Annotated in this window: 15 protein-coding genes; 9 read left to right on the top strand and 6 right to left on the bottom strand. The window is 65.5% G+C overall.

The window, feature by feature from the left end:
• Window positions 1-147: 147 nt before the first annotated feature.
• Both metH and metF read right to left on the bottom strand, forming a co-directional pair.
• The gene (gene metH / locus QW863_RS13815; RefSeq protein WP_315713791.1) at window positions 148-4,017 is read right to left on the bottom strand and encodes a methionine synthase; all 3,870 of its coding nucleotides are present in this window, start codon (window positions 4,015-4,017) and stop codon (window positions 148-150) included.
• The gene (gene metF / locus QW863_RS13810) at window positions 4,017-4,934 is read right to left on the bottom strand and encodes a methylenetetrahydrofolate reductase [NAD(P)H] (RefSeq protein WP_315713792.1); all 918 of its coding nucleotides are present in this window, start codon (window positions 4,932-4,934) and stop codon (window positions 4,017-4,019) included. Before metF ends, metH begins: the two co-directional genes overlap by 1 nt.
• A gap of 371 nt (window positions 4,935-5,305) precedes the next feature.
• On the opposite strand from metF, the gene QW863_RS13805 reads away from it, so the two are divergent.
• On the top strand, window positions 5,306-6,325 hold the full coding sequence (locus QW863_RS13805; protein ID WP_315713793.1) for an LLM class flavin-dependent oxidoreductase: 1,020 nt from the start codon (window positions 5,306-5,308) through the stop codon (window positions 6,323-6,325).
• Between the two features lie 354 nt (window positions 6,326-6,679).
• Here the strand turns inward: QW863_RS13805 and QW863_RS13800 are convergent, their stop codons facing one another.
• Complete coding sequence (locus QW863_RS13800) at window positions 6,680-7,261, bottom strand: NAD(P)-dependent oxidoreductase (RefSeq protein WP_315713794.1); 582 nt, start codon at window positions 7,259-7,261, stop codon at window positions 6,680-6,682.
• Between the two features lie 78 nt (window positions 7,262-7,339).
• Window positions 7,340-8,209: an NmrA/HSCARG family protein gene (locus QW863_RS13795; RefSeq protein ID WP_315713795.1), complete on the bottom strand. Its 870-nt coding sequence runs from the start codon at window positions 8,207-8,209 to the stop codon at window positions 7,340-7,342.
• A 100-nt stretch (window positions 8,210-8,309) separates the two neighbouring features.
• On the opposite strand from QW863_RS13795, the gene QW863_RS13790 reads away from it, so the two are divergent.
• A complete protein-coding gene (locus tag QW863_RS13790) occupies window positions 8,310-9,233 on the top strand; it encodes a LysR family transcriptional regulator (protein WP_315713796.1) in 924 nt (307 codons plus the stop codon).
• On the opposite strand, the gene QW863_RS13785 is transcribed toward QW863_RS13790, so the two are convergent.
• A complete protein-coding gene (locus QW863_RS13785) occupies window positions 9,214-10,074 on the bottom strand; it encodes a prephenate dehydratase (protein ID WP_315713797.1) in 861 nt (286 codons plus the stop codon). The two genes, QW863_RS13790 and QW863_RS13785, sit on opposite strands and share 20 nt — an antisense overlap.
• Before the next feature lie 21 nt (window positions 10,075-10,095).
• Window positions 10,096-10,836 (bottom strand): 3-deoxy-manno-octulosonate cytidylyltransferase, encoded by a 741-nt coding sequence (locus QW863_RS13780; protein WP_315713798.1) that lies wholly within the window; start codon window positions 10,834-10,836, stop codon window positions 10,096-10,098.
• A 240-nt stretch (window positions 10,837-11,076) separates the two neighbouring features.
• Between QW863_RS13780 and QW863_RS13775 the strand changes: the two genes are divergently transcribed.
• The 7 genes from QW863_RS13775 to QW863_RS13745 all read left to right on the top strand — a co-directional run bounded on the left by QW863_RS13775 (window position 11,077) and on the right by QW863_RS13745 (window position 19,977).
• Complete coding sequence (locus QW863_RS13775; protein WP_315713799.1) at window positions 11,077-11,625, top strand: c-type cytochrome; 549 nt, start codon at window positions 11,077-11,079, stop codon at window positions 11,623-11,625.
• Between the two features lie 375 nt (window positions 11,626-12,000).
• Window positions 12,001-13,845, top strand: coding sequence for an extracellular solute-binding protein (locus QW863_RS13770; protein WP_315714364.1), 1,845 nt, complete (start codon window positions 12,001-12,003; stop codon window positions 13,843-13,845).
• The gene (locus QW863_RS13765; RefSeq protein ID WP_315713800.1) at window positions 13,842-15,719 is read left to right on the top strand and encodes an extracellular solute-binding protein; all 1,878 of its coding nucleotides are present in this window, start codon (window positions 13,842-13,844) and stop codon (window positions 15,717-15,719) included. Before QW863_RS13770 ends, QW863_RS13765 begins: the two co-directional genes overlap by 4 nt.
• Window positions 15,720-15,722: 3 nt before the next feature.
• Window positions 15,723-16,835, top strand: a complete 1,113-nt coding sequence (locus QW863_RS13760) for a microcin C ABC transporter permease YejB (RefSeq protein ID WP_315713801.1) — start codon at window positions 15,723-15,725, stop codon at window positions 16,833-16,835.
• On the top strand, window positions 16,835-18,013 hold the full coding sequence (locus tag QW863_RS13755; RefSeq protein ID WP_315713802.1) for an ABC transporter permease: 1,179 nt from the start codon (window positions 16,835-16,837) through the stop codon (window positions 18,011-18,013). Before QW863_RS13760 ends, QW863_RS13755 begins: the two co-directional genes overlap by 1 nt.
• Window positions 18,014-18,018: 5 nt before the next feature.
• A complete protein-coding gene (locus QW863_RS13750) occupies window positions 18,019-19,656 on the top strand; it encodes an ABC transporter ATP-binding protein (protein ID WP_315767908.1) in 1,638 nt (545 codons plus the stop codon).
• Window positions 19,657-19,695: 39 nt separating this feature from the next.
• Window positions 19,696-19,977, top strand: coding sequence for a hypothetical protein (locus QW863_RS13745; RefSeq protein ID WP_315714400.1), 282 nt, complete (start codon window positions 19,696-19,698; stop codon window positions 19,975-19,977).
• Window positions 19,978-20,403 lie beyond the last annotated feature (426 nt).

Raw genomic sequence — 20,403 nt, 5'->3', positions numbered from 1 at the left:
GCTGTCGTCCCTGCGAACGCAGGGACCCATAACCACAGGGAGATGTCGTCTTGCGCGATATCAGCCACCGCGGACGACGGGTAGATCACGCGGTATGGGTCCCCGCGTTCGCGGGGACGACAGCTGTGGATGGGGCGACCGCGCCGGCTACTTCGCGCCAACCGCCTTCTTGCGCCAGGCAAGATGCACCGCGCAGGTGCAGCCCGCGGGGTGGCTGGCGAGCTCGGCAGGGGCGGCGTCGTTGGCTGCGGCGGGAGCGGGCGCAGCGGTTGCGCGAGGCGCCTCGGCCTGCTGGCCGCCCCTTGCCGGAATGTAGTTCAGGATCGGCGCCAGCCAGCGCTCGACTTCGGCGACGGTCATGCCCTTGCGCGCGGCGTAGTCCTCGACCTGGTCGCGCTCGATCTTGCCGACGCCGAAATAGAAGCTCTCCGGCGAGGCAAAATAGAGGCCCGACACCGACGAGCCCGGCCACATCGCAAAACTCTCGGTCAGCCGCACGCCGGCATTTCTCTCGGCGTCGAGCAGCTCGAACAAGGTCGCCTTCTCGGTGTGGTCGGGTTGCGCCGGGTAGCCGGGCGCGGGACGGATGCCGTGATACTTCTCCAGGATCAGATCGTCCGGCGAGAGCGCCTCGTCCGGGGCGTAGGCCCAGAACTCGCGGCGGACGCGGGCATGCAGGCGCTCGGCGAACGCCTCGGCGAGGCGGTCGGCCAGCGCCTTCACCAGGATCGAGGAGTAGTCGTCATTGGCGTTCTTGAAGCGGTCGGCGACGGCATCCTCGCCGAGGCCTGTCGTGACGACGAAGCCGCCGACATAGTCCGGCACGCCGGAACCCACAGGCGCGATGAAGTCGGAGAGTGCGGTGTTGAAGCGACCCTCGCGCTTCTCGAGCTGCTGGCGCAGCGTGTGCAGCGTCGCGATCTGCTTGGTGCGGCCCTCGTCGGCATAGAGCACGATGTCGTCGCCGGCCGCATTTGCCGGCCAGAAGCCGATCGCGGCGCGGGCCGTGAACCACTTCTCGTCGACGATGCGCTTGAGCATCTTCAGCGCGTCGTCATACAGCGCGCGCGCGGCCTCGCCGACCTTGGCGTCGTCGAGGATGCCAGGAAAACGACCGGCGAGCTCCCAGGTCTGGAAGAACGGCGTCCAGTCGATATAGGGCACCAGCTCGGCGAGGTCGTAGTCGACGAACGTCTTGGTGCCGAGGAAGGTCGGCTTGACCGGCTTCGCCTTGGCGAAGTCGATCTTCGGCGCGTTGGCGCGGGCGTCCGCGAGCTTCAGCCGCTTCTTGTCGGCCTGGCCGCGCAGATGCGCAGCGGCGATCTTCTGATACTCGCTGCGAACCTCCGCGGCGTAGGAATCCTTGCGCTCCGGCGACAGCAGTGAGGAGGCGACGCCGACGGCGCGGCTGGCGTCGTTGACGTGAACGACCGGGCCATTCTGGTAGTTCGGATCGATCTTGACCGCAGTATGGACACGGCTCGTCGTAGCGCCGCCGATCAGGAGCGGCACGTTCAGGCCCTGGCGCTCCATCTCCGAGGCGAGATACGCCATCTCGTCGAGCGAGGGCGTGATCAGGCCGGAGAGACCGATGATGTCGGCGTTCTCGGCCTTGGCCGTCTCGATGATCCTGGCCGCGGGCACCATGACACCGAGGTCGATGACCTCGAAATTGTTGCACTGGAGCACGATGCCGACGATGTTCTTGCCGATGTCGTGGACGTCGCCCTTGACGGTGGCGAGCACGATCTTGCCGGCGTTGGAGCGCTCGTTGGCCCGGCCCTTGTTGGCAGCCTTCTCCGCCTCCATGAACGGCATCAGATAGGCCACCGCCTGCTTCATCACGCGCGCGGACTTCACGACCTGCGGCAGGAACATCTTGCCGTCGCCGAAGAGGTCGCCGACCACGTTCATGCCGGCCATCAGCGGGCCTTCGATGACGTCGAGCGGTCGCGTCGAGGCGGCGCGTGCCTCTTCGGTGTCCTGCTCGATGAACTCGGTGATCCCATGCACCAGCGCGTGGCTCAACCGCTTGTCGACCGGCCATTCGCGCCAGGCCAGATCGGCCTCCTTGGTCTGCTTGCCCTGGCCGCGGAATTTCTCGGCCAGCGCCAGCAGCCGCTCGGAGGCGCCGGGGTCGCGGTTGAGCACGACGTCTTCGCACACCTGGCGCAGCTCCGGATCGATGTCGTCATAGACGATCATCTGACCGGCATTGACGATGCCCATGTCCATGCCGGCCTTGATGGCGTGATACAGGAACACCGAATGCATGGCTTCGCGCACCGGCTCGTTGCCGCGGAACGAGAAGGAGAGATTGGAGACGCCGCCCGAGACATGCGCATGCGGCAGGTTCTGCCGGATCCAGCGTGTCGCTTCGATGAAGTCGACGCCGTAATTGTTGTGTTCCTCAAGTCCGGTCGCGATGGCGAAGATGTTGGGATCGAAGATGACGTCCTCAGGCGGAAAGCCGATCTGCTCGACCAGGATCTTGTAGGCGCGGGCGCAGATCTCGGTCTTGCGCTTGTAGGTGTCGGCCTGGCCGGTCTCGTCGAACGCCATCACGACCACGGCGGCGCCGTGGCGACGCGCGATCTTCGCTTCGTGAATGAACTTCTCCTCGCCTTCCTTGAGCGAGATCGAGTTCACCACCGGCTTGCCCTGCACGCATTTCAGGCCGGCCTCGATGACGTGGAATTTCGAGGAATCGACCATCACGGGAACGCGGGCGATGTCCGGCTCGGCAGCGACGAGGTTGAGGAAGGTCCGCATCGCGGCTTCCGAATCCAGCAGGCCCTCGTCCATGTTGACGTCGATGACCTGGGCGCCGTTCTCGACCTGGTCGCGCGCGACCTGCAGCGCCGCGGTGTAATCGCCTGATGTGATCAGCTTGCGGAATTTGGCCGAGCCCGTGACGTTGGTGCGCTCGCCGACATTGACGAACGGAATGGCGGGCGTGAGTTCGAACGGCTCGAGGCCCGACAGCCGCAGCCGCGGCGCGATCTCCGGCACGGCGCGAGGCTTGTGCGGGGCGACGGCGGCGGCGATCGCCGCGATATGTTCGGGCGTGGTGCCGCAGCAGCCGCCGACGATGTTGACGAGGCCGTCCCGCGCAAATTCGCCGATCAGTCGCGCCATGTAGGCCGGCGTCTCGTCATACTGGCCGAACTCGTTGGGCAGGCCGGCATTGGGATAGGCACACACCAGCGCGTCGGCAACGCGGCCGATGTCGGCGACATGGGCGCGCAGATCCTCGGCGCCGAGCGCACAGTTGAAGCCGATGGTCAGCGGTTTCGCGTGGCGGACCGAATTCCAGAACGCCTCCGGCATCTGGCCCGAGAGCAGGCGGCCGGACTTGTCGGTGATGGTGCCCGAGATCATGACGGGCACGTCGATGCCGCGCTCCTCGCAGAGCTCGGCGATGGCGTACAGCGCCGCCTTGGCATTGAGCGTGTCGAAGATGGTCTCGAGCAGCAGGATGTCGGCGCCGCCGTCCAGGAGCCCGCGCGCCTGCTCGCCATAGGCGAGCCGGAGGTCGTCGAAGGTCACGGCGCGGTAGCCGGGGTTGGAGACGTCGGGCGAGATCGAGGCGGTGCGGTTGGTCGGGCCCATTGCGCCGGCGACGAAGCGCTGTTTGCCGTCCTCGGCCGCAACGCGGGTCGCGGCATTGCGGGCGAGCCGGGCGCCCTCGCGGTTCAGCTCGTAGATGATGCCGGAGAGGTCGTAATCGGCCTGCGCGATCGAGGTTGCCGAGAAGGTGTTGGTGGCGACGATGTCGGCGCCTGCGCGCAGATATTGCGCGTGGATGTCCTCGATGGCGTCGGGCTGCGTCAGGATCAGCAGGTCGTTGTTGCCGCGGAGGTCGCGATGGAAGTCCTTGAACCGCTCGCTGCGGAAGGCGGCCTCGTCGAGCTGCAGCGCCTGGATCATCGTGCCCATGGCGCCGTCGAGGATCAGGATGCGCTTAGCTGCAGCGGCAAGGAAGGCGGTACGCGCTGGAGATACAGGGGCGGACATCAGGCGGCAGCCTTGTTGGCGGACTTCGGACGGATGCCGAGCAGATGGCTGATCGCGAACACGAGGTCGGCGCGGTTCATGGTGTAGAAATGGAAGGTGTCGACGCCATGCTTGGCGAGCTTTTGCACCTGGCCTGCGGCGACGGTCGCCGCGACCAGCTTGCGGGTCTCGGGATCGTCGTCGAGACCGTCGAATTTTTCCGCCAGCCAGTCCGGCACCGTCGTGCCGGCGCGGGTCACAAAGCCACGCGCCTGCTTGAAATTGTGCATCGGCATGATGCCGGGCACGATCGGGATCGTGATGCCGCGGGCGCGGACGCGGTCGAGGTAGCGGAAGTAGAGATCGTTGTCGAAGAACACCTGGGTGATGGCGCGGGTGGCGCCGGCGTCGACCTTGGCCTCGAGCATGTCGATGTCGGCGTCGAAGTCGCGGCTCTCGGGGTGCTTCTCCGGATAGGCCGAGACCGAGACCTCGATATCGGGATGGCGCTTCTTGATGCCGGCGATCAGCTCGGGCGAGCTCTGATAGCCCTCGGCATGGGTGTAGTAGGGCGTGCCGATGCCGCCGGGCGGATCGCCGCGAAGCGCCACGATGTGGCGGACGCCGACCTCGTGATAGCGGTCGACGACCTCGTCGATCTCGTGGCGCGAAGCCCCGACGCAGGTGAGATGCGCCGCCGGCAGCAGCGCGGTCTCCTTCAGGATGCGCGCGATCGTGGCGTGGGTGCGCTCGCGCGTCGAGCCGCCCGCGCCGTAGGTCACCGAGACGAAGCTAGGCTCCAGAGGGGCGAGGCGCTCGATCGAGGCCCACAGCGTCCGGTCCATCTCCTCGGTCTTCGGCGGGAAGAACTCGAACGAGATCTTCGGCCGGATGATTGCGGAGTGGCCGTCGGCGATGGCGGTGGCGAGGTCGGTCATGGCAGCGCAGGTTCCCGGTGGCGCGTAAATTTCAACTCAAGAGGGGATCGCTCTTTGGATGTGGGAAGATAAGGGAAGTGCGTCGCAATAGACAGCCCACTCGGAATGGGATTTCGCCCACTTGTATGTATTTTGACGACTTTTGTCCGCTGTCACCGATCGCGCAATGGGCAGACAAAATGTTGATGTTTCAACGTATGTTGGCTGTGGGTGAGCGGCTTTGATCGAGATTGAGTGTGGGACGTTTCGAAGGCGGTGTTGTATACAATTTTCGTGTCCCAACTCGGGCTGATGTCGATCCCTGCATTTCCAGCAGGTCTCCGCCGCGGTTGGCCCATTGTGGCACGTCGCGCAGTCATTAGGTTGAAGCCATGATCCCGCTTTCCGTCCTCGACCTCTCCGTCACCACCACCGCCACGCCTGCCTCGGCGGCGCTGCGCAACAGCATCGATCTGGCCCGCCATGTCGATCAGCTCGGCTACGTCCGCTATTGGCTGGCTGAGCACCATAGCCTGCCGTCGGTGGCGAGCCCGTCGCCCGACATCATGATTGGGCAGATCGCGGCAGCGACGCAGCACATCCGCGTCGGCTCCGGCGGCGTCATGCTGCCCAACCATGCGCCGCTGGTGGTCGCGGAGCGCTTCAAGATGCTGGAGGCACTGTTTCCCGGCCGGATCGATCTCGGCCTGGGCCGCGCGCCGGGCACCGACGGCACCACGGCCTATGCGCTGCGCAGCCGGCTCGACCGCCGCGAGGGCGACGACTTCCTGGAGCGGCTGCATGAGCTGATGCTGTGGGAGACCCGCGAGTTCCCTGCCGGTCATCCTTACAACAACGTCATCGCCATGCCCGACGACGCGCCGCTGCCGCCGATCTGGCTGCTCGGCTCCAGCGACTATTCCAGCGAACTGTCGGCGCAGCTCGGCATGGGGTTCGGCTTCGCACATCATTTCGCCAGCCACGACGCCGTCGACGCGATGAGAACATACCGCGCACATTTCACGCCGTCGCGCTGGCGGACACAGCCGCATGCGATCCTGGCGGTCGCGGTGGTGACGGCCGAGACCGACGCCGAGGCGGAGCGGCTGGCGTCGTCGATGGACCTCAACCGCCTCAGGCGCGACCGCGGCCAGTTCCTGCCGCTGCCGAGCCCCGAGGAGGCCGCGGCGTACATGTATACAGACGCCGACCGCGCCTCGATCGCACGCAACCGGTCGCGGCTGTTCGTGGGCAGCCCGGCGACGGTGCGAGCCAAGCTCGATCCGATGATCGCGGCGAGCCAGGCGGACGAGCTGATGGTGATCACGGCGACCTTCGACCACGACGCCCGCAAGCGCTCCTACAGCCTGCTTGCCGACGCCTTCGGCCTGGAGCGGAAGGCGGCGGCGTAGTCCCGCACGAACCTAGCAGCCGATGAGTTCTGGATCGTGCAGCATGAAGATTCAGCTCTCCCCGACGGGGCTAGCGTGAGCACGCATCTCGAAGTCGGATCCAGTCACTTCAAGGAACGGACGGTGGGCTCTCTCGCCCCGGCTCTCCGCGAGCACCGCCTTCGCGGAGAGCCCCCCTCACCCGGATTGCATCTTTCGATGCAATCCGACCTCTCCCCGCAAGCGGGGCGAGGTAAAATCCCGTCGCCGCGAAGATGTGTGCTCGAACTAGCCCCACTTGGATGAACGGAGTTCGTGCAGAGAGTTGAGGCGAACAATGGCGCGATCTGGACTTCGAAGCGCGCCGTGCCGGTCTCACCATGTGATCAGCGGAGAGCGGCGCAGGAAGCTGTCGTCGCTCACCTGGTCCACCGCGAAGCGCGCGACATCGGCCCGCGCGATCGTGCCGCCGTGAAAACCTGTGAGGTCCGTCAGCGCGCGGACCGTCTGGCCGCCCGGCTTGTCGTTGAGCATGGCGGGACGGACGATGACCCGGTCGTAGACGAAGCCGCCATGTCCCCGGCTGTCGCCTGCGCCGATCCCGGTGATGGCGACAAGGCGCGCAACATTCTCGGCCTCCATCGCCTTGACGAGCGCCCGCGTCGATGTCGAGAGCGTGGTGACCTCGCGAAACGGGCTGAGCGAGGTGCCCAAGGAACTGATGACGACATCCTGTCCCTTGAGCGCCTTGCGAAGCGTGGCTTCGTCGCGCGCATCGCCGACGATCAGTTGCGCGCCTTGCAGGTCCCCGGCCTTGTCGGGCGAGCGCACCAGCGCGGTGACGTGATGGCCGCGCGCCAGCGCGTCGCGCACGATCAGCCGTCCGGTGCCGCCGGTGGCGCCAAGCACGAGGATGTTAGACTTGGGTGTGGTGACATTGCTATCTTGACTGGTCATGATGATCTCCATGGAGGGGGCGCATTCGCGGAAGCGCGCCGCGCAATTCGGTTTCGGGGGATGATGAGCGGCTCGGCTTCAGGCCGTGGCCGAGATCTCGGCGACAAAGTCGCGGTACGAGCGCAGCGGCCGGCCCAGCAGCGTGGCGAGGCGCGCGACGTCGCCCTCGTCCGGCACCATGCCGTCGGTCAGGAAGCGCTCGGCCATCAGTCGCATGTCGAACGCCATCCAGCTCGGCATGACCTGCCGGAGGTTGGTCTCGAACTGCGCGGTGTTGTCGCCGCCATAGGCGATCGTGCGGCCCAGCACGTCAGACCAGATCGCAGCGGCATCAGCGCCGGTCAGCGTGTCCGGACCGACCAGGTTGATGCGATCGAGCGGCAGCGGCACGGCTGACTGCTCCCTGCGGATCAGCTCGATCGCTGCGATCTCGCCGATGTCGCTGACGTCGATCATCGCGAGGCCCTTGGCTCCGATCGGCATCGGGTAGACGCCGTAGTCGAGCACGACGTCCTTGATCGCGAGATCGTTGTTCATGAAGTAGGCGGGGCGCAGGATGGTGGCGTTCAGGCCCAACTGCTCGATCATCCGCTCGACGGCGAACTTGCCGGCGAAGTGCGGCACGTTGACGTAGACGTCGCTGTGGATCACCGAGAGATAGACGATGCGCTCGATGCCGGCCTCGCGGACCAGATTGAGCGCGATCAGCGCCTGGGTGAATTCATCAGGCGTGACGGCGTTGAGCAGGAACAGGGTCGAGACGCCCGAGAACGCGCCGCGCAGCGAATCGACGTCGAGCAGGTCGCCTTGGGCGATCTGAACGCCTGCCGGAAGGTTGGCCTTCCCAGGATCGCGGACGAGGGCGCGGACATCGGCCCCGCGCCTGACGAGTTGTTCGACGACGCGACGGCCGACGGTTCCAGTGGCACCGGTCACGAGGATGGTCATGGGATCACTCCGGGTTGGTGTTGAGACACCCGGAAGATATCGATCCACATGCGAGCCAATAGGCGCTATATTTGGACATGTCGTCTCATTGGTGGAACAGATGGATCTGCTTGCGCTCGCCGATTTCACGCTCGTCGCCCGCCACGGCGGCTTCGGCCGGGCCGCCCGCGCCAGCGGTCGTCCCAAGGCAACGCTGTCCCGCCGCGTCGCAGAGCTCGAAGCGAGCCTGGACATCAGGCTGATCGAGCGCGGCGGGCGCACACTGAAGCTGACCGAGGAGGGGCGGGCGCTGTTCGAGCGCACGGGCGCGCTGCTGACCGAGCTCGACGAGACCGTCGGTGCGATAGCCTCAGGCGGCGACCAGCCGCGCGGCCGGTTGCGGATCAGCGCGCCGCTGCTGTTCTCGCAGACCGCGATGGGCAAGCTCGCCGCTACGTTCGCGCTCAGATATCCGGAGGTCCGGCTCGAGGTGACGACCGACGACCGCGCCGTCGACATGGTCGAGGAGGGCTATGACCTGGTGATCCGGGTCAATCCCGATCCCGATGAGAGCCTTGTCGGCCGCATCTTCCTGCGCGATCAGCTGGTGGTCGTGGCCAGCCCAAGCCTGACGCGGCCGGCGGACGGCGCGCTCGTTCCTGCGGTTGTTCGTAGCACCGAGCAGATCGCAGCGTGGGACGTCATGGCTGCAACGGGATCATCGCGCATCGCGATCGATCCGATCCTGCGGTTGTCATCGCTGATCATGGTGCGCGATGCGGTCCGTGCCGGCGTCGGTGCCGCATGCCTGCCGCTCTCGCTCGTCAGCCGCGATCTGGCGGCTGGCCGGCTGGCGCATTGGGGCGATTTGGACGCGCCAGCGGTTGCGCTGTGGGCGCTGTATCCGTCGCGGCGGCTGTTGAGCGCGCGCGTCTCCGCCTTTCTCGACCATCTGAAGCAGGCATTCCCGGTGGGAACGCCGGCCGAGCTGGCGGCCTATGTGGAGCCGCGGGATGACGGTCCGATCATTCCATCCGCTCGCTGAAGGTCGCGCGGAACGGGTGCGCCGGATAGACGCCGACGATGCGCAGTTCGCGCGAGAAGAACTTCAATTCCTCCAGGGCGAAGGCCAGCCCCTTGTCGTCGGGATGGCCGTCGACGTCGGCGTAGAACTGCGTCGCGAAGAAATTGCCGTCGACCATGTAGCTCTCGAGCTTGGTCATGTTGACGCCGTTGGTCGCAAAGCCGCCGAGCGCCTTGTAGAGCGCAGCCGGCAGGTTGCGGACGCGGAACACGAAGCTCGTGACCAGCGGCCCGGAGTTCTGCTCGGCCCATTGCTCCTGGCGCGCCAGCACGACGAAGCGGGTGGTGTTGTGGGCCTCGTCCTCGATGTCCTCGGCGAGGATGTCGAGGCCGTAGATCTCGGCGGCGAGGCGCGAGGCGATGGCCGCCACGCTCCTGTCGCCGCGCTGCGCCACGTCCCGGGCGCTGCCCGCGGTGTCACCGGCGACGATCGGCCGGACGCCGAGCTGGCGGATGATGCGGCGGCACTGGCCGAGCGCGTGGACGTGGCTCTCGACGGTCTTGATGTCGGCGAGCCTGGTGCCCTTCAGCGCCATCAGCTGGTGGCGGACCGGCAGGAACCACTCGCCAATGATGTAGAGGCCGGAGGCCGGCAGCAGGTGATGGATATCGGCGACGCGGCCGGCGACCGAATTCTCGATCGGGATCATGCCCAGGTCAGCCTCGCCGGAGGAGATCGCGCTCAGCGCGTCCTCGAAGGTCGCGCACGGCATGGCCTCGGCGGTCGGATAGGCCTCGGAAATGGCGATGTGGGAATTGGCTCCCGGCTCGCCCTGGAATGCGATTTTCAAGATCTTGCTCATGAGGGGCCTTGTAGCAGCAGCTTAGGACTTGGACAGCAGCCGGCGTGCGGTTTCGAGGTCGGCGGGGGTGTCGACGCCGCGGGGCACGGCGTCGACGACCATCACGTCGATGCGCATGCCGGCTTCCAGCGCCCGCAGCTGTTCCAGCTTTTCCTGTTGCTCCAGCGGCGATGGCGGCAGGCTGACGAAGCGCTCCAGCGCCGCCCGGCGGTAGGCGTAGAGCCCGATGTGATGGTACCTCGGTCCGTCGCCATACGGCGCCGTGGCCCGGGTGAAATACAACGCGCGCATGCGCCGGCCGCCGAGAGGCGAGCCGACCGCCTTGACGACGTTCGGATTGAGGCTCTCCTCCTCGGTATGGATCTGCGCGGCAAGGGTCGCGATGTCGACGGCGGGATCGTCCAGTGGCGGCAGCACGTCGCTGATGTTCTGCGGGTCGATGGTCGGGAAATCGCCCTGCAGATTGACCACGATCTCGGCCTCGCGGGCAGGGTCGAGCTTGCACATGGCTTCGTAGATGCGGTCCGACCCGGAGGGATGATCGGGCTTGGTCATCACCACCTCGCCACCCGCCGCCGTCACGGCGTCCGCGATCTCCAGCGTATCGGTTGCCACGGCCACGCGGCCGATCGCGGCCTCCTGCGCGCGCCGGAGCACCTGCACGATCATCGGCTGGCCGGCGATGTCGAGCAGCGGCTTGCCGGGCAGGCGGGTCGAGGCCATGCGGGCAGGGATCAGCACGAGGATTTTGGACTTGGTCATCCGGGAAACGGCAGGTCGGAGCCGGTCGCAACAGCGCGGGCCGGACTGGATGGGGACAGCAGAGGCGGCCCGCTTATACGGGTTGCCAGAGCACGGGCAAACCGATATCTCACTTCTGCCGCAGGGGGAGGCGCGACGGCTCGATTCCGCTCGATGCCTTGACGAATCCTGGGGCGATTCACGGTCGCGGCCCCGCGGCCTCCCAAGCAATGAAATCCGCCCTCGGAGCCTGATTCCAAAATGGACTCCTTCGAACTGAACAAAATCCTCGGCGCCGTTCTGGCCGCCTGTCTGGTCGTGCTGGTCACGAGCTTCTCCGCTGGCGCGATCTTCGCGCCGAAAATGCCGGAGAAGCCGGGGTTCGAGATCGCCGTGAAGGAGGCCCAGGGCGCAGGCAAGGAAGCCGCTGCGCCGGCCGCGGCCGAGCCGATCGAGAAGCTGCTGCAGACCGCCTCGGTCGAGAAGGGCGCTGCCGCCGCCAAGAAGTGCGCGGCCTGCCACACCTTCGCGAAGGGCGAGAAGAACGGCGTCGGTCCCAACCTCTACGGCATCGTCGGCGACAAGATCGGCGAAGGCCGCGGCTTCAACTTCTCGGCGGCGATGAAGGCCAAGGGCGGCACCTGGACGATCGACGACCTCAACAAGTTCATCGCCAATCCGAAGGGCTACATCCCGGGCACCGCGATGGGCTTCGCCGGTATCCAGAAGGACTCGGAGCGGGCCGACGTGCTGGCCTATCTGAACTCGCTGGCCGACAGCCCGGCGCCGCTGCCCACCGCAGCCAAGTGATCGGCTGCTGACCCACCAATTTCCGACGGCCGGGCCCCAAGCCCGGCCGTTTTGCTTTGCGGGGCGAATTTCGCCGCATTTGGGACCTTTGGTCGCATCCACCTCGTTCACAACCCGGTATCATGAGGAAAAAGCAAGGTTATTGGTCGAAACCTTGCCGTATATTGGTCCCCTGAATGGAACGGGTTCGCGGGGCCGGAGCACCCTGGCTGAGGCCGGCGAAACCTGCCCTTGCGAATTGGGTTACGATCGAACGTTGGATCTGGGAGCAGCAGCGGCCACGGCCGACCACCTGCTTCAAGCGGTCTTATTCAGAGGAAGTCTCATTTGACGATTACCCGACGACAGCTCCTGCAGAGCAGCGTCTTCGCTGCGATGACCCCGGCGCTCGGCACCGCCGCCAGCCTTGCCCCGCTCGACGCCGCGCAGGCGCAGGCCGGTGAGCAACTGGTCTGGCGCCACGGCCTGTCGCTGTTCGGCGAGATCAAGTACCCGGCGGACTTCAAGCGCTTCGACTACGTCAATCCCGACGCGCCCAAGGGCGGCACAGCGCGGATGATCTCGCTCGGCACCTTCGACAATTTCAACATCGTCGTGATGTATGTGAAGGGCAACATCGCGTCCGCGGCGGGGCTGGTCTACGAGACCCTGATGACGCGCTCGCAGGACGAGGTGTCGACCGAATACGGCCTGCTCGCCGAGTCGGCGGCCTATCCGGACGACTACTCCTGGGTCATCTACCGGCTGCGCAAGGAAGCGCGCTGGAACGATGGCAAGCCGGTGACGCCCGAGGACGTCATCTTCTCGCTCGACGTGCTCAAGAAGAACAGCCCGCACTACTCCTCCTACTACCGCCATGTCATGAAGGCCGAGAAGACCGGCGACCTCGAGGTCAAGTTCACCTTCGATGGTCCGGGCAATCGCGAGCTGCCGCACATCGTCGGTGAGCTGCTGGTGCTGCCGAAGCACTGGTGGGAAGGCACCGACGCGCAGGGCCGCAAGCGCGACGTCACCGCGACGACTTTGGAGCCGCCGCTCGGGTCGAGCCCGTATCGCATCAAGGAGTTCGTGCCCGGCCGCTCGATCAAGATGGAGCGCGTCAAGGACTACTGGGGCGCCAGCCTGCCGGTCCAGATCGGCCAGAACAATTTCGACGAGCTGCAGTTCGAATATTTCCGCGACAACATCGTCGCCCTCGAGGCCTTCAAGGCCGATCAGGCCGACTGGATCAACGAGAATTCCGCCAAGCAATGGGCGACGGCCTACGACTTCCCGGCCATCAACGACAAGCGTGTGGTCAAGGACGAATTCCCGATCAGCGATTCCGGCCGCATGCAAGGCTTCGCCTTCAACCTGCGGCGTCCGCAATTCCAGGACGCGCGGTTGCGGCGTGCCTTCAACTACGCCTTCGATTTCGAGGAGATGAACAAGCAGCTGTTCTACGGCCAGTATAAGCGCATCAACAGCTATTTCGAAGGCACGGATCTGGCCTGTTCCGGGCTGCCGCAGGGCAAGGAGCTGCAGATCCTCGAGGAGCTGCGCGACAAGGTGCCGCCGGACGTGTTCACCACGGTCTACCAGGCCCCGGTGGGCGGCAATCCCGAGAACGTTCGCGCCAATCTGCGCGAGGCCACCAGGCTGCTGAAGGACGCAGGCTTCGAGATCAAGGACCGCAAGCTCGTCGATCCCGCCGGCAAGCCGGTCACGGTCGAACTCTTGGTCCAGGACCCGTCCTCCGAGCGGATCGTGCTGTTCTACAAGCCGTCGCTGGAGCGCCTTGGCGTCGCTGTCACGGTACGCCAGGTCGACAACGTCCAGTATGAGAACCGGGTGCGCACCTTCGACTACGACATGATCATCGACGTCTGGGGGCAGTCGCTGTCGCCCGGCAACGAGCAGCGCGATTTCTGGGGTTCCAAGGCCGCCGACGAGTCCGGCTCGAAGAACACGATCGGCATCAAGAACCCCGCTGTCGACGCGCTGATCGAGAAGATCATCTACGCCAAGGATCGTGCCTCCCTCGAAGCGGCGACGCATGCGCTCGACCGGGTGCTGCTGTGGAATTTCTACGTCGTCCCCCAGTTCACCTACCCGTTTGCGCGCAGCGCGCGCTGGGACCGCTTCAGCCATTTCACGCCGTTCCCGAAATATGCGCGGTCCGGCTGGCCGAATCTGTGGTGGTACGATACCGACAAGGCCGCCAAGGTGAAGCGCTCTTGAGCCGGCTCCCGCATCTGTCGCGCCGCGGCGTGCTCGGGCTTGGGTTCGGCGCGCTCAGCTATCCGCTGCTGACGCCGGCCGTGGCCGCGGAGTTCGGCCCCGAGTCGCACGGCACGTCGGCCTTCGGCGACCTGAAATATCCAGCCGACTTCCATCATTTCGATTACGTCAATATCGACGCTCCGAAGGGCGGGATGTTCTCGCTGATCCCCTCGGTGCGCGCCTATAACCAGTCCTATCAGACCTTCAATTCGTTCAATGCCTACGTCCTGAAAGGTGAGGGCGCGCAGGGCATGGACATGACGTTCGCGACCCTGATGGTGCGCGCGAGCGACGAGCCGGACGCGGTGTACGGGCTGGTCGCGAAGTCCGTCGCGATCTCCGCGGACAGGCTGAGCTATCGCTTCACGCTCCGGCCCGAGGCGCGCTTCCATGACGGCAGCAGGATCACCGCGCAAGACGTCGCCTTCTCGCTGAACACGCTGAAGGAGAAGGGCCATCCGCTGATCGTTGTTCAGCTGCGCGACTTCGTGAAGGCCGAGGCGATCGACGACGCCACCGTCGTGGTGAGCTTCGTCGAGAAGCGCGCGCGCGACGTGCCGCTCTATGTCGTGACCCTGCCGATCTTCTCCAAGGCCTGGTACGCCAACCGCGCGTTCGACGAGGGTCCGCTCGACGTGCCGCTCGGCTCGGGGCCGTACAAGGTCGGCAAATACGAGATCAACCGCTACGTCGAGTTCGAGCGTGTCAAGGACTGGTGGGCGGCCGATCTGCCGGTCAGCCGCGGCATGTATAATTTCGACATCGTGCGCTACGAATTCTATCGCGACCGCGACGTCGCGTTCGAAGGCTTCACCGCCAAAAGCTATCTGTTCCGCGAGGAGTTCACCGCGCGCATCTGGGCGACGCGCTACGATTTCCCGGCGATCAAGGACGGCCGCGTCAAGCGCGAGCTCTTGCCGGACGAGACGCCGTCCGGCGGGCAGGGCTGGTTCATCAACACCCGCCGCGACAAGTTCAAGGATCCCCGCGTCCGCCAGGCGTTGACCTACGCGTTCGACTTCGAGTGGACCAACAAGACCATCATGTACGGCGCCTATGCGCGCACGGTGTCGCCGTTCCAGAACTCGGACATGGTCGCGGTCGGGCCGCCCTCGCCCGAGGAGCTGAAGCTGCTCGAGCCGTTCCGCGGCCAGGTGCCCGACGATGTGTTCGGCGAGCCGTTCGTGCCGCCGGTCTCGGACGGCTCCGGCCAGGATCGCGCGCTGCTGCGCAAGGCGACGCAACTGCTGCAGCAGGCCGGCCTGCCGGTCAAGGACGGCAAGCGGCTGCTGCCGTCCGGCGAGGTGTTCGCGATCGAGTTCCTGATCGACGAGGTCTCGTTCAAGCCGCACCACGGCACGCTCATCAAGAACCTGCAGACGCTCGGCATCGACGCCGAGTTGCGGATCGTCGACGCCGTGCAATATCGCGCGCGGGTCGAGGATTTCGATTTCGACATCGCCATTCAGCGGATGTCGATGTCGCCGACCCCCGGCGACGGCCTCCGGGCTTATTTCACCTCGGACACGGCCAAGACCAAGGGCTCCTACAATCTCGCCGGGATCAGCAATCCCGCGATCGATGCGCTGGTCGCCAAGGCGATCGCCGCGGAGACGCGCAGCGAGCTGACCTTGGCCTGCCGGGCGCTCGACCGCGTGTTCCGCGCCGGCCACTACTGGATACCGCAATGGTATCGCCAGACCCACCCGATCGCCTATTGGGATCAGTTCGACCATCCGCCGAAGCCGCCGAAATACGCCTCGGGCGTCGGCGCCCCCGACATCTGGTGGTACGATGCCGCCAAGGCCGCAAAGCTGGAGCAGGCGAAGTAGTTCATGGCTGCCTATATTGCCCGTCGCATCTTGCTGATGCTCCCGACCCTGCTCGGGATTCTCTTCATCTCCTTCGTCGTGGTGCAGTTCGCGCCGGGCGGTCCGGTGGAGCGCGTCATCGCGCAATTGACCGGCGCCGACACCGGCGGCACCTCGCGGATTTCAGGCGGCAGCGGTTCGGATTTCGGCGCGCGGCCGCCGGGACAGGTGGGATCCGGCAGCGAGCTGAACTCGAAATACCGCGGCGCGCAGGGGCTCGATCCCGCCTTCATCAAGCAGCTCGAAAAGCAGTTCGGCTTCGACAAGCCGGCGCCGGAGCGGTTCGCGCTGATGGTCTGGAACTTCGCGCGCTTCGATTTCGGCAAGAGCTATTTCCGCGACACGTCAGTGCTGCAGCTCATCAAGGAGAAGCTGCCGGTGTCGATGTCGCTCGGCATCTGGATGACCTTGCTGACCTATTTGATCTCGATTCCGCTGGGGATCCGCAAGGCGGTGCAGGATGGCTCGCGCTTCGACGTCTGGACCTCGGCCGTGATCATCGTCGGCTACGCCATTCCGGGCTTCCTGTTCGCGATCCTGCTGATCATCCTGCTCGCTGGCGGCTCGTTCCTCAACATCTTCCCGCTGCGCGGGCTGACCTCGGATGGCTGGTCGGACTTCCCGTGGTACTGGAAGATCATCGACTATTTCTGGCATCTCACTTTGCCGCTGGTGTCGATGGCGCTCGGCGCCTTCGCGACCATGACCTTGCTGACCAAGAACTCGTTTCTCGACGAGATCCGCAAGCAATATGTCATGACTGCGCGCGCCAAGGGCTGCAGCGAGAACCAGGTGCTGTACGGCCACGTCTTCCGTAACGCCATGCTGATCGTGATCGCCGGCTTTCCGGGCACCTTCATCCACGCGTTCTTTTCCGGCTCGCTGCTGATCGAGACGATCTTCTCGCTGGATGGGCTCGGCCTGCTCTCGTTCGAGAGCATTCTGAATCGTGATTATCCCGTTGTGTTCGGCAATCTCTTCATCTTTTCGCTGCTCGGCCTCGCCATCAACCTGGTCTCGGATCTGACCTACATGTGGATCGATCCGCGGATCGACTTCGAGGCGCGGGAGGTCTGATGACGATCACAGCCACCCCTCCGGTCGAGACCACGGCGCAGGCCCCGCTCGGCGAGGCCGTGCCGCCGACGCGGCATCGTTTCCGGCCGTCGCCACTCAACCAGCGCCGCTGGCAGAACTTCAAGGCCAACCGCCGCGGCTACTGGTCGCTGTGGCTATTCCTGTTTCTGTTCGTCGTCTCGCTGTTCGCCGAGCTGATCGCCAACGATCGGCCGTTCCTGATCAAGTTCGACGGCCACCTTTACTTCCCGGCGTTCGTCTCCTATCCGGAAACGGCATTCGGCGGCGACTTCGAGACCGCGGCCGACTACCGCGATCCCTATTTGCAGAAGCTGATCGCCGACAAGGGCGGTACGGTGATCTGGCCTTTGATCCGCTATTCCTACGCCACGCATAATCTCGACCTGCCGACGCCCGCGCCGTCGCCGCCGACCTGGATGCTGAAGGAATCGCAGTGCAAGGCGGTGGTCGAGAGAAAGGGGCTGAAGAGCTGCCGGGATCTCGAATACAACTGGCTCGGCACCGATGACCAGGGTCGCGATGTCGTCGCGCGGCTGATCTACGGTTTCCGCATCTCCGTCCTGTTCGGCCTGTCCCTGACGTTCTTCTCCTCGATCATCGGCATCGCGGCCGGCGGCGTGCAGGGCTATTTCGGCGGCTGGGTCGATCTCCTGTTCCAGCGCTTCATCGAGATCTGGAACGCGATCCCCTATCTCTATCTGCTCCTGATCCTGTCGGCGGTGCTGGTGCCCGGCTTCTTCACGCTGCTCGGGATCATGCTGCTGTTCTCCTGGGTGTCGCTGGTCGGCCTGGTCCGCGCCGAATTCCTGCGCGGCCGCAATTTCGAATACATCCAGGCCGCGCGCGCGCTCGGCGTCTCCAATGCCGTCATCATGTGGCGGCATCTCCTGCCGAACGCGATGGTCGCGACCATGACCTTCCTGCCCTTCATCGTGTCGAGCTCGGTGATGACGTTGACCGCGCTCGACTTCCTCGGCTTCGGCCTGCCGCCCGGCTCGCCGTCGCTGGGCGAGATGCTGTCGCAGGCCAAAGCCAATGTGCAGGCGCCGTGGCTCGGCCTGACCGGCTTCTTCTCGGTCGCGATCATGCTGTCGCTGCTCATCTTCATCGGCGAGGCCGTGCGCGACGCGTTCGATCCGCGCAAGACGTTCAGGTGACCGACATGGATGCGATCAGCCAGCCGCTGCTCTCGGTCAGCGATCTCTCGGTGACCTTCCACCAGCAGGGCCGCGTGTCGACCGCCGTCGACCACGTCTCGTTCGACATCAGGCGCGGCGAGTGCGTTGCCCTCGTCGGCGAATCCGGCTCGGGCAAATCGGTCAGCGCGCTGTCGGTGCTGAAGCTGCTGCCCTATCCGGTCGCCTCGCACCCGTCGGGCAGCATCCGCTTCAACGGCCGCGATCTGCTGCCGCTGTCGGAGGGCGAGATGCGCGGCATCCGCGGCAGCGACATCTCCATCATCTTCCAGGAGCCGATGACCTCGCTCAATCCGCTGCACACGATCGAGCGGCAGATCGGCGAGATCCTGCATCTGCATCGACCGATCTCGAACGGCGCGGCGCGGGCGCGCGTGCTCGAGCTGCTCACGCAGGTCGGCATCCCCGAGCCGGAAACGCGGCTCGGCAGCTATCCGCATCAGCTCTCCGGCGGCCAGCGCCAACGCGTGATGATCGCGATGGCGCTCGCCAACGAGCCGGATCTGCTGATCGCCGACGAGCCGACCACCGCGCTCGACGTCACCGTGCAGGCGCAGATCCTGGCGCTGCTCGCCGACATCCGCGCGCGGCTCGGCATGAGCCTGCTCTTCATCACCCACGATCTCGGCATCGTCCGGCGCATCGCCGATCGCGTCTGCGTCATGAACGGTGGCAAGATCGTCGAGCAGGGGCCGGTGGAGCAGGTGTTCACCGCGCCCTCCCATCCCTACACCAAGGCGCTGCTCGCGGCCGAGCCGAAGCCGGACCCGGCGCCGCCGCGGCCCGATCAGCCGGTCGTGATGCAGGCCAGGGACCTCAAGGTCTGGTTTCCGATCAAGCGCGGCCTGTTCCGCTCCACGGTCGGCCACATCAAGGCCGTGGACGGCGTCAGCATCGCCGTACGCAAGGGCGAGACGCTTGGTGTCGTCGGCGAGTCCGGCTCCGGCAAGACCACGTTGGGCCTGGCGCTGCTGCGGCTGATCTCCTCCGACGGCCCGATCGTGTTCCTGGGCAAGGAGATCCAGGGCCTGTCCTTCAAGGATGTCCGGCCGTTCCGCCGCGACATGCAGATCGTGTTTCAGGATCCGTTCGGCTCGCTCAGCCCGCGCATGTCGGTCGGCGACATCATCGCCGAGGGCATCAGCGTGCATCAGCCCAGGCTCAGCGAAGAGGAGCGGGAGGCCAAGGTCATCAAGGCGCTGAACGAGGTCGGGCTCGATCCGACGACGCGCTTCCGCTATCCGCACGAATTCTCCGGCGGCCAGCGCCAGCGCATCTCGGTCGCGCGCGCCGTCGTGCTCGAGCCGAGCTTCGTCGTGCTGGACGAGCCGACCTCGGCGCTCGACATGCTGTTTCAGGCGCAAATGGTCGCACTGCTGCGCGACCTGCAGCGCAAGCTCGATCTCACCTACATGTTCATCTCGCATGATCTGCGCGTGGTCGCCTCACTCGCCAGCCACCTGATCGTGATGCGCCACGGCAAGGTGGTGGAGGAGGGGCCGGCGGTGGAGCTGTTCAAGGCGCCGAAGACCGACTACACTCGCGCGCTGTTTGCGGCGGCGTTCCGGAACGAGACGGCGGGGAACGGCGCGGCGGCTTCGTAGAGGATCAGCGGACCTCCGCAGCCGAGCAATCGCGAGACAATGCCATCCAAGCTGGATCTCATCAGAGCTCTTCTGCTGTCCGAGTGGGACCCGATCGGTGTTTCGGGCTGCGAGGGCGCCGAAGACGAATATGACCGCTACGCTCTGCAGGTCTTCAGCATGCTTGACGATGGTGCCGATGCCGAGTCGATCGCGAACTATCTCACCGAAGTCGTCACCGACAGAATGTCACTTCCGGGTCGTCCTGAAGCGGATCGCCTGATCGCGGCCAGGGCAGTCATGATCCATCAAAGCCAAGCCGCCGGCGACGACGGCGGATAGGTGTGATGATTTGCCCGACGGGTCGTGTCTGCGAAAGCCCGTCCAGCCCCTCCTGAAAAAATATTTCTGTTTCTTATTTTCGGAAGTCGTGCGTGCTCCGCCCCGTCCTGCCCACGAGAGGGACGTACGCGTCGTCAGCGATTGCCCGAGCGGGGTGCCGTAGCGCTCCGGTTGCTGGAGCGCGAGGCAGACCGACTTCACGCGAGGCGCAACGCCGCGCCATCGTCGCGAAGCTCGCTGCACCATTTCGAGCTCGATCAGCGAGCTCGCCTGCAGCGCTCAAATCCCCATAGAGCCTGCCGCGCCAGTCCTGCCCACCATGCACGGTGTCCTCCCTTGGAGGCTTTCGGACGCCGGCCGCCCGAATATGCCGCGCCGTCAATCGTGCTGCCGGCATCCGAAACCCTTCACAGCAGCGGACTCGCG

The sequence above is a fragment of the Bradyrhizobium sp. SZCCHNR1017 genome (assembly GCF_032381375.1).
GTDB lineage: Bacteria > Pseudomonadota > Alphaproteobacteria > Rhizobiales > Xanthobacteraceae > Bradyrhizobium.
Note: the sequence above shows the minus strand (reverse complement) of the source record. Positions and strands in the feature narration are given on the sequence as shown.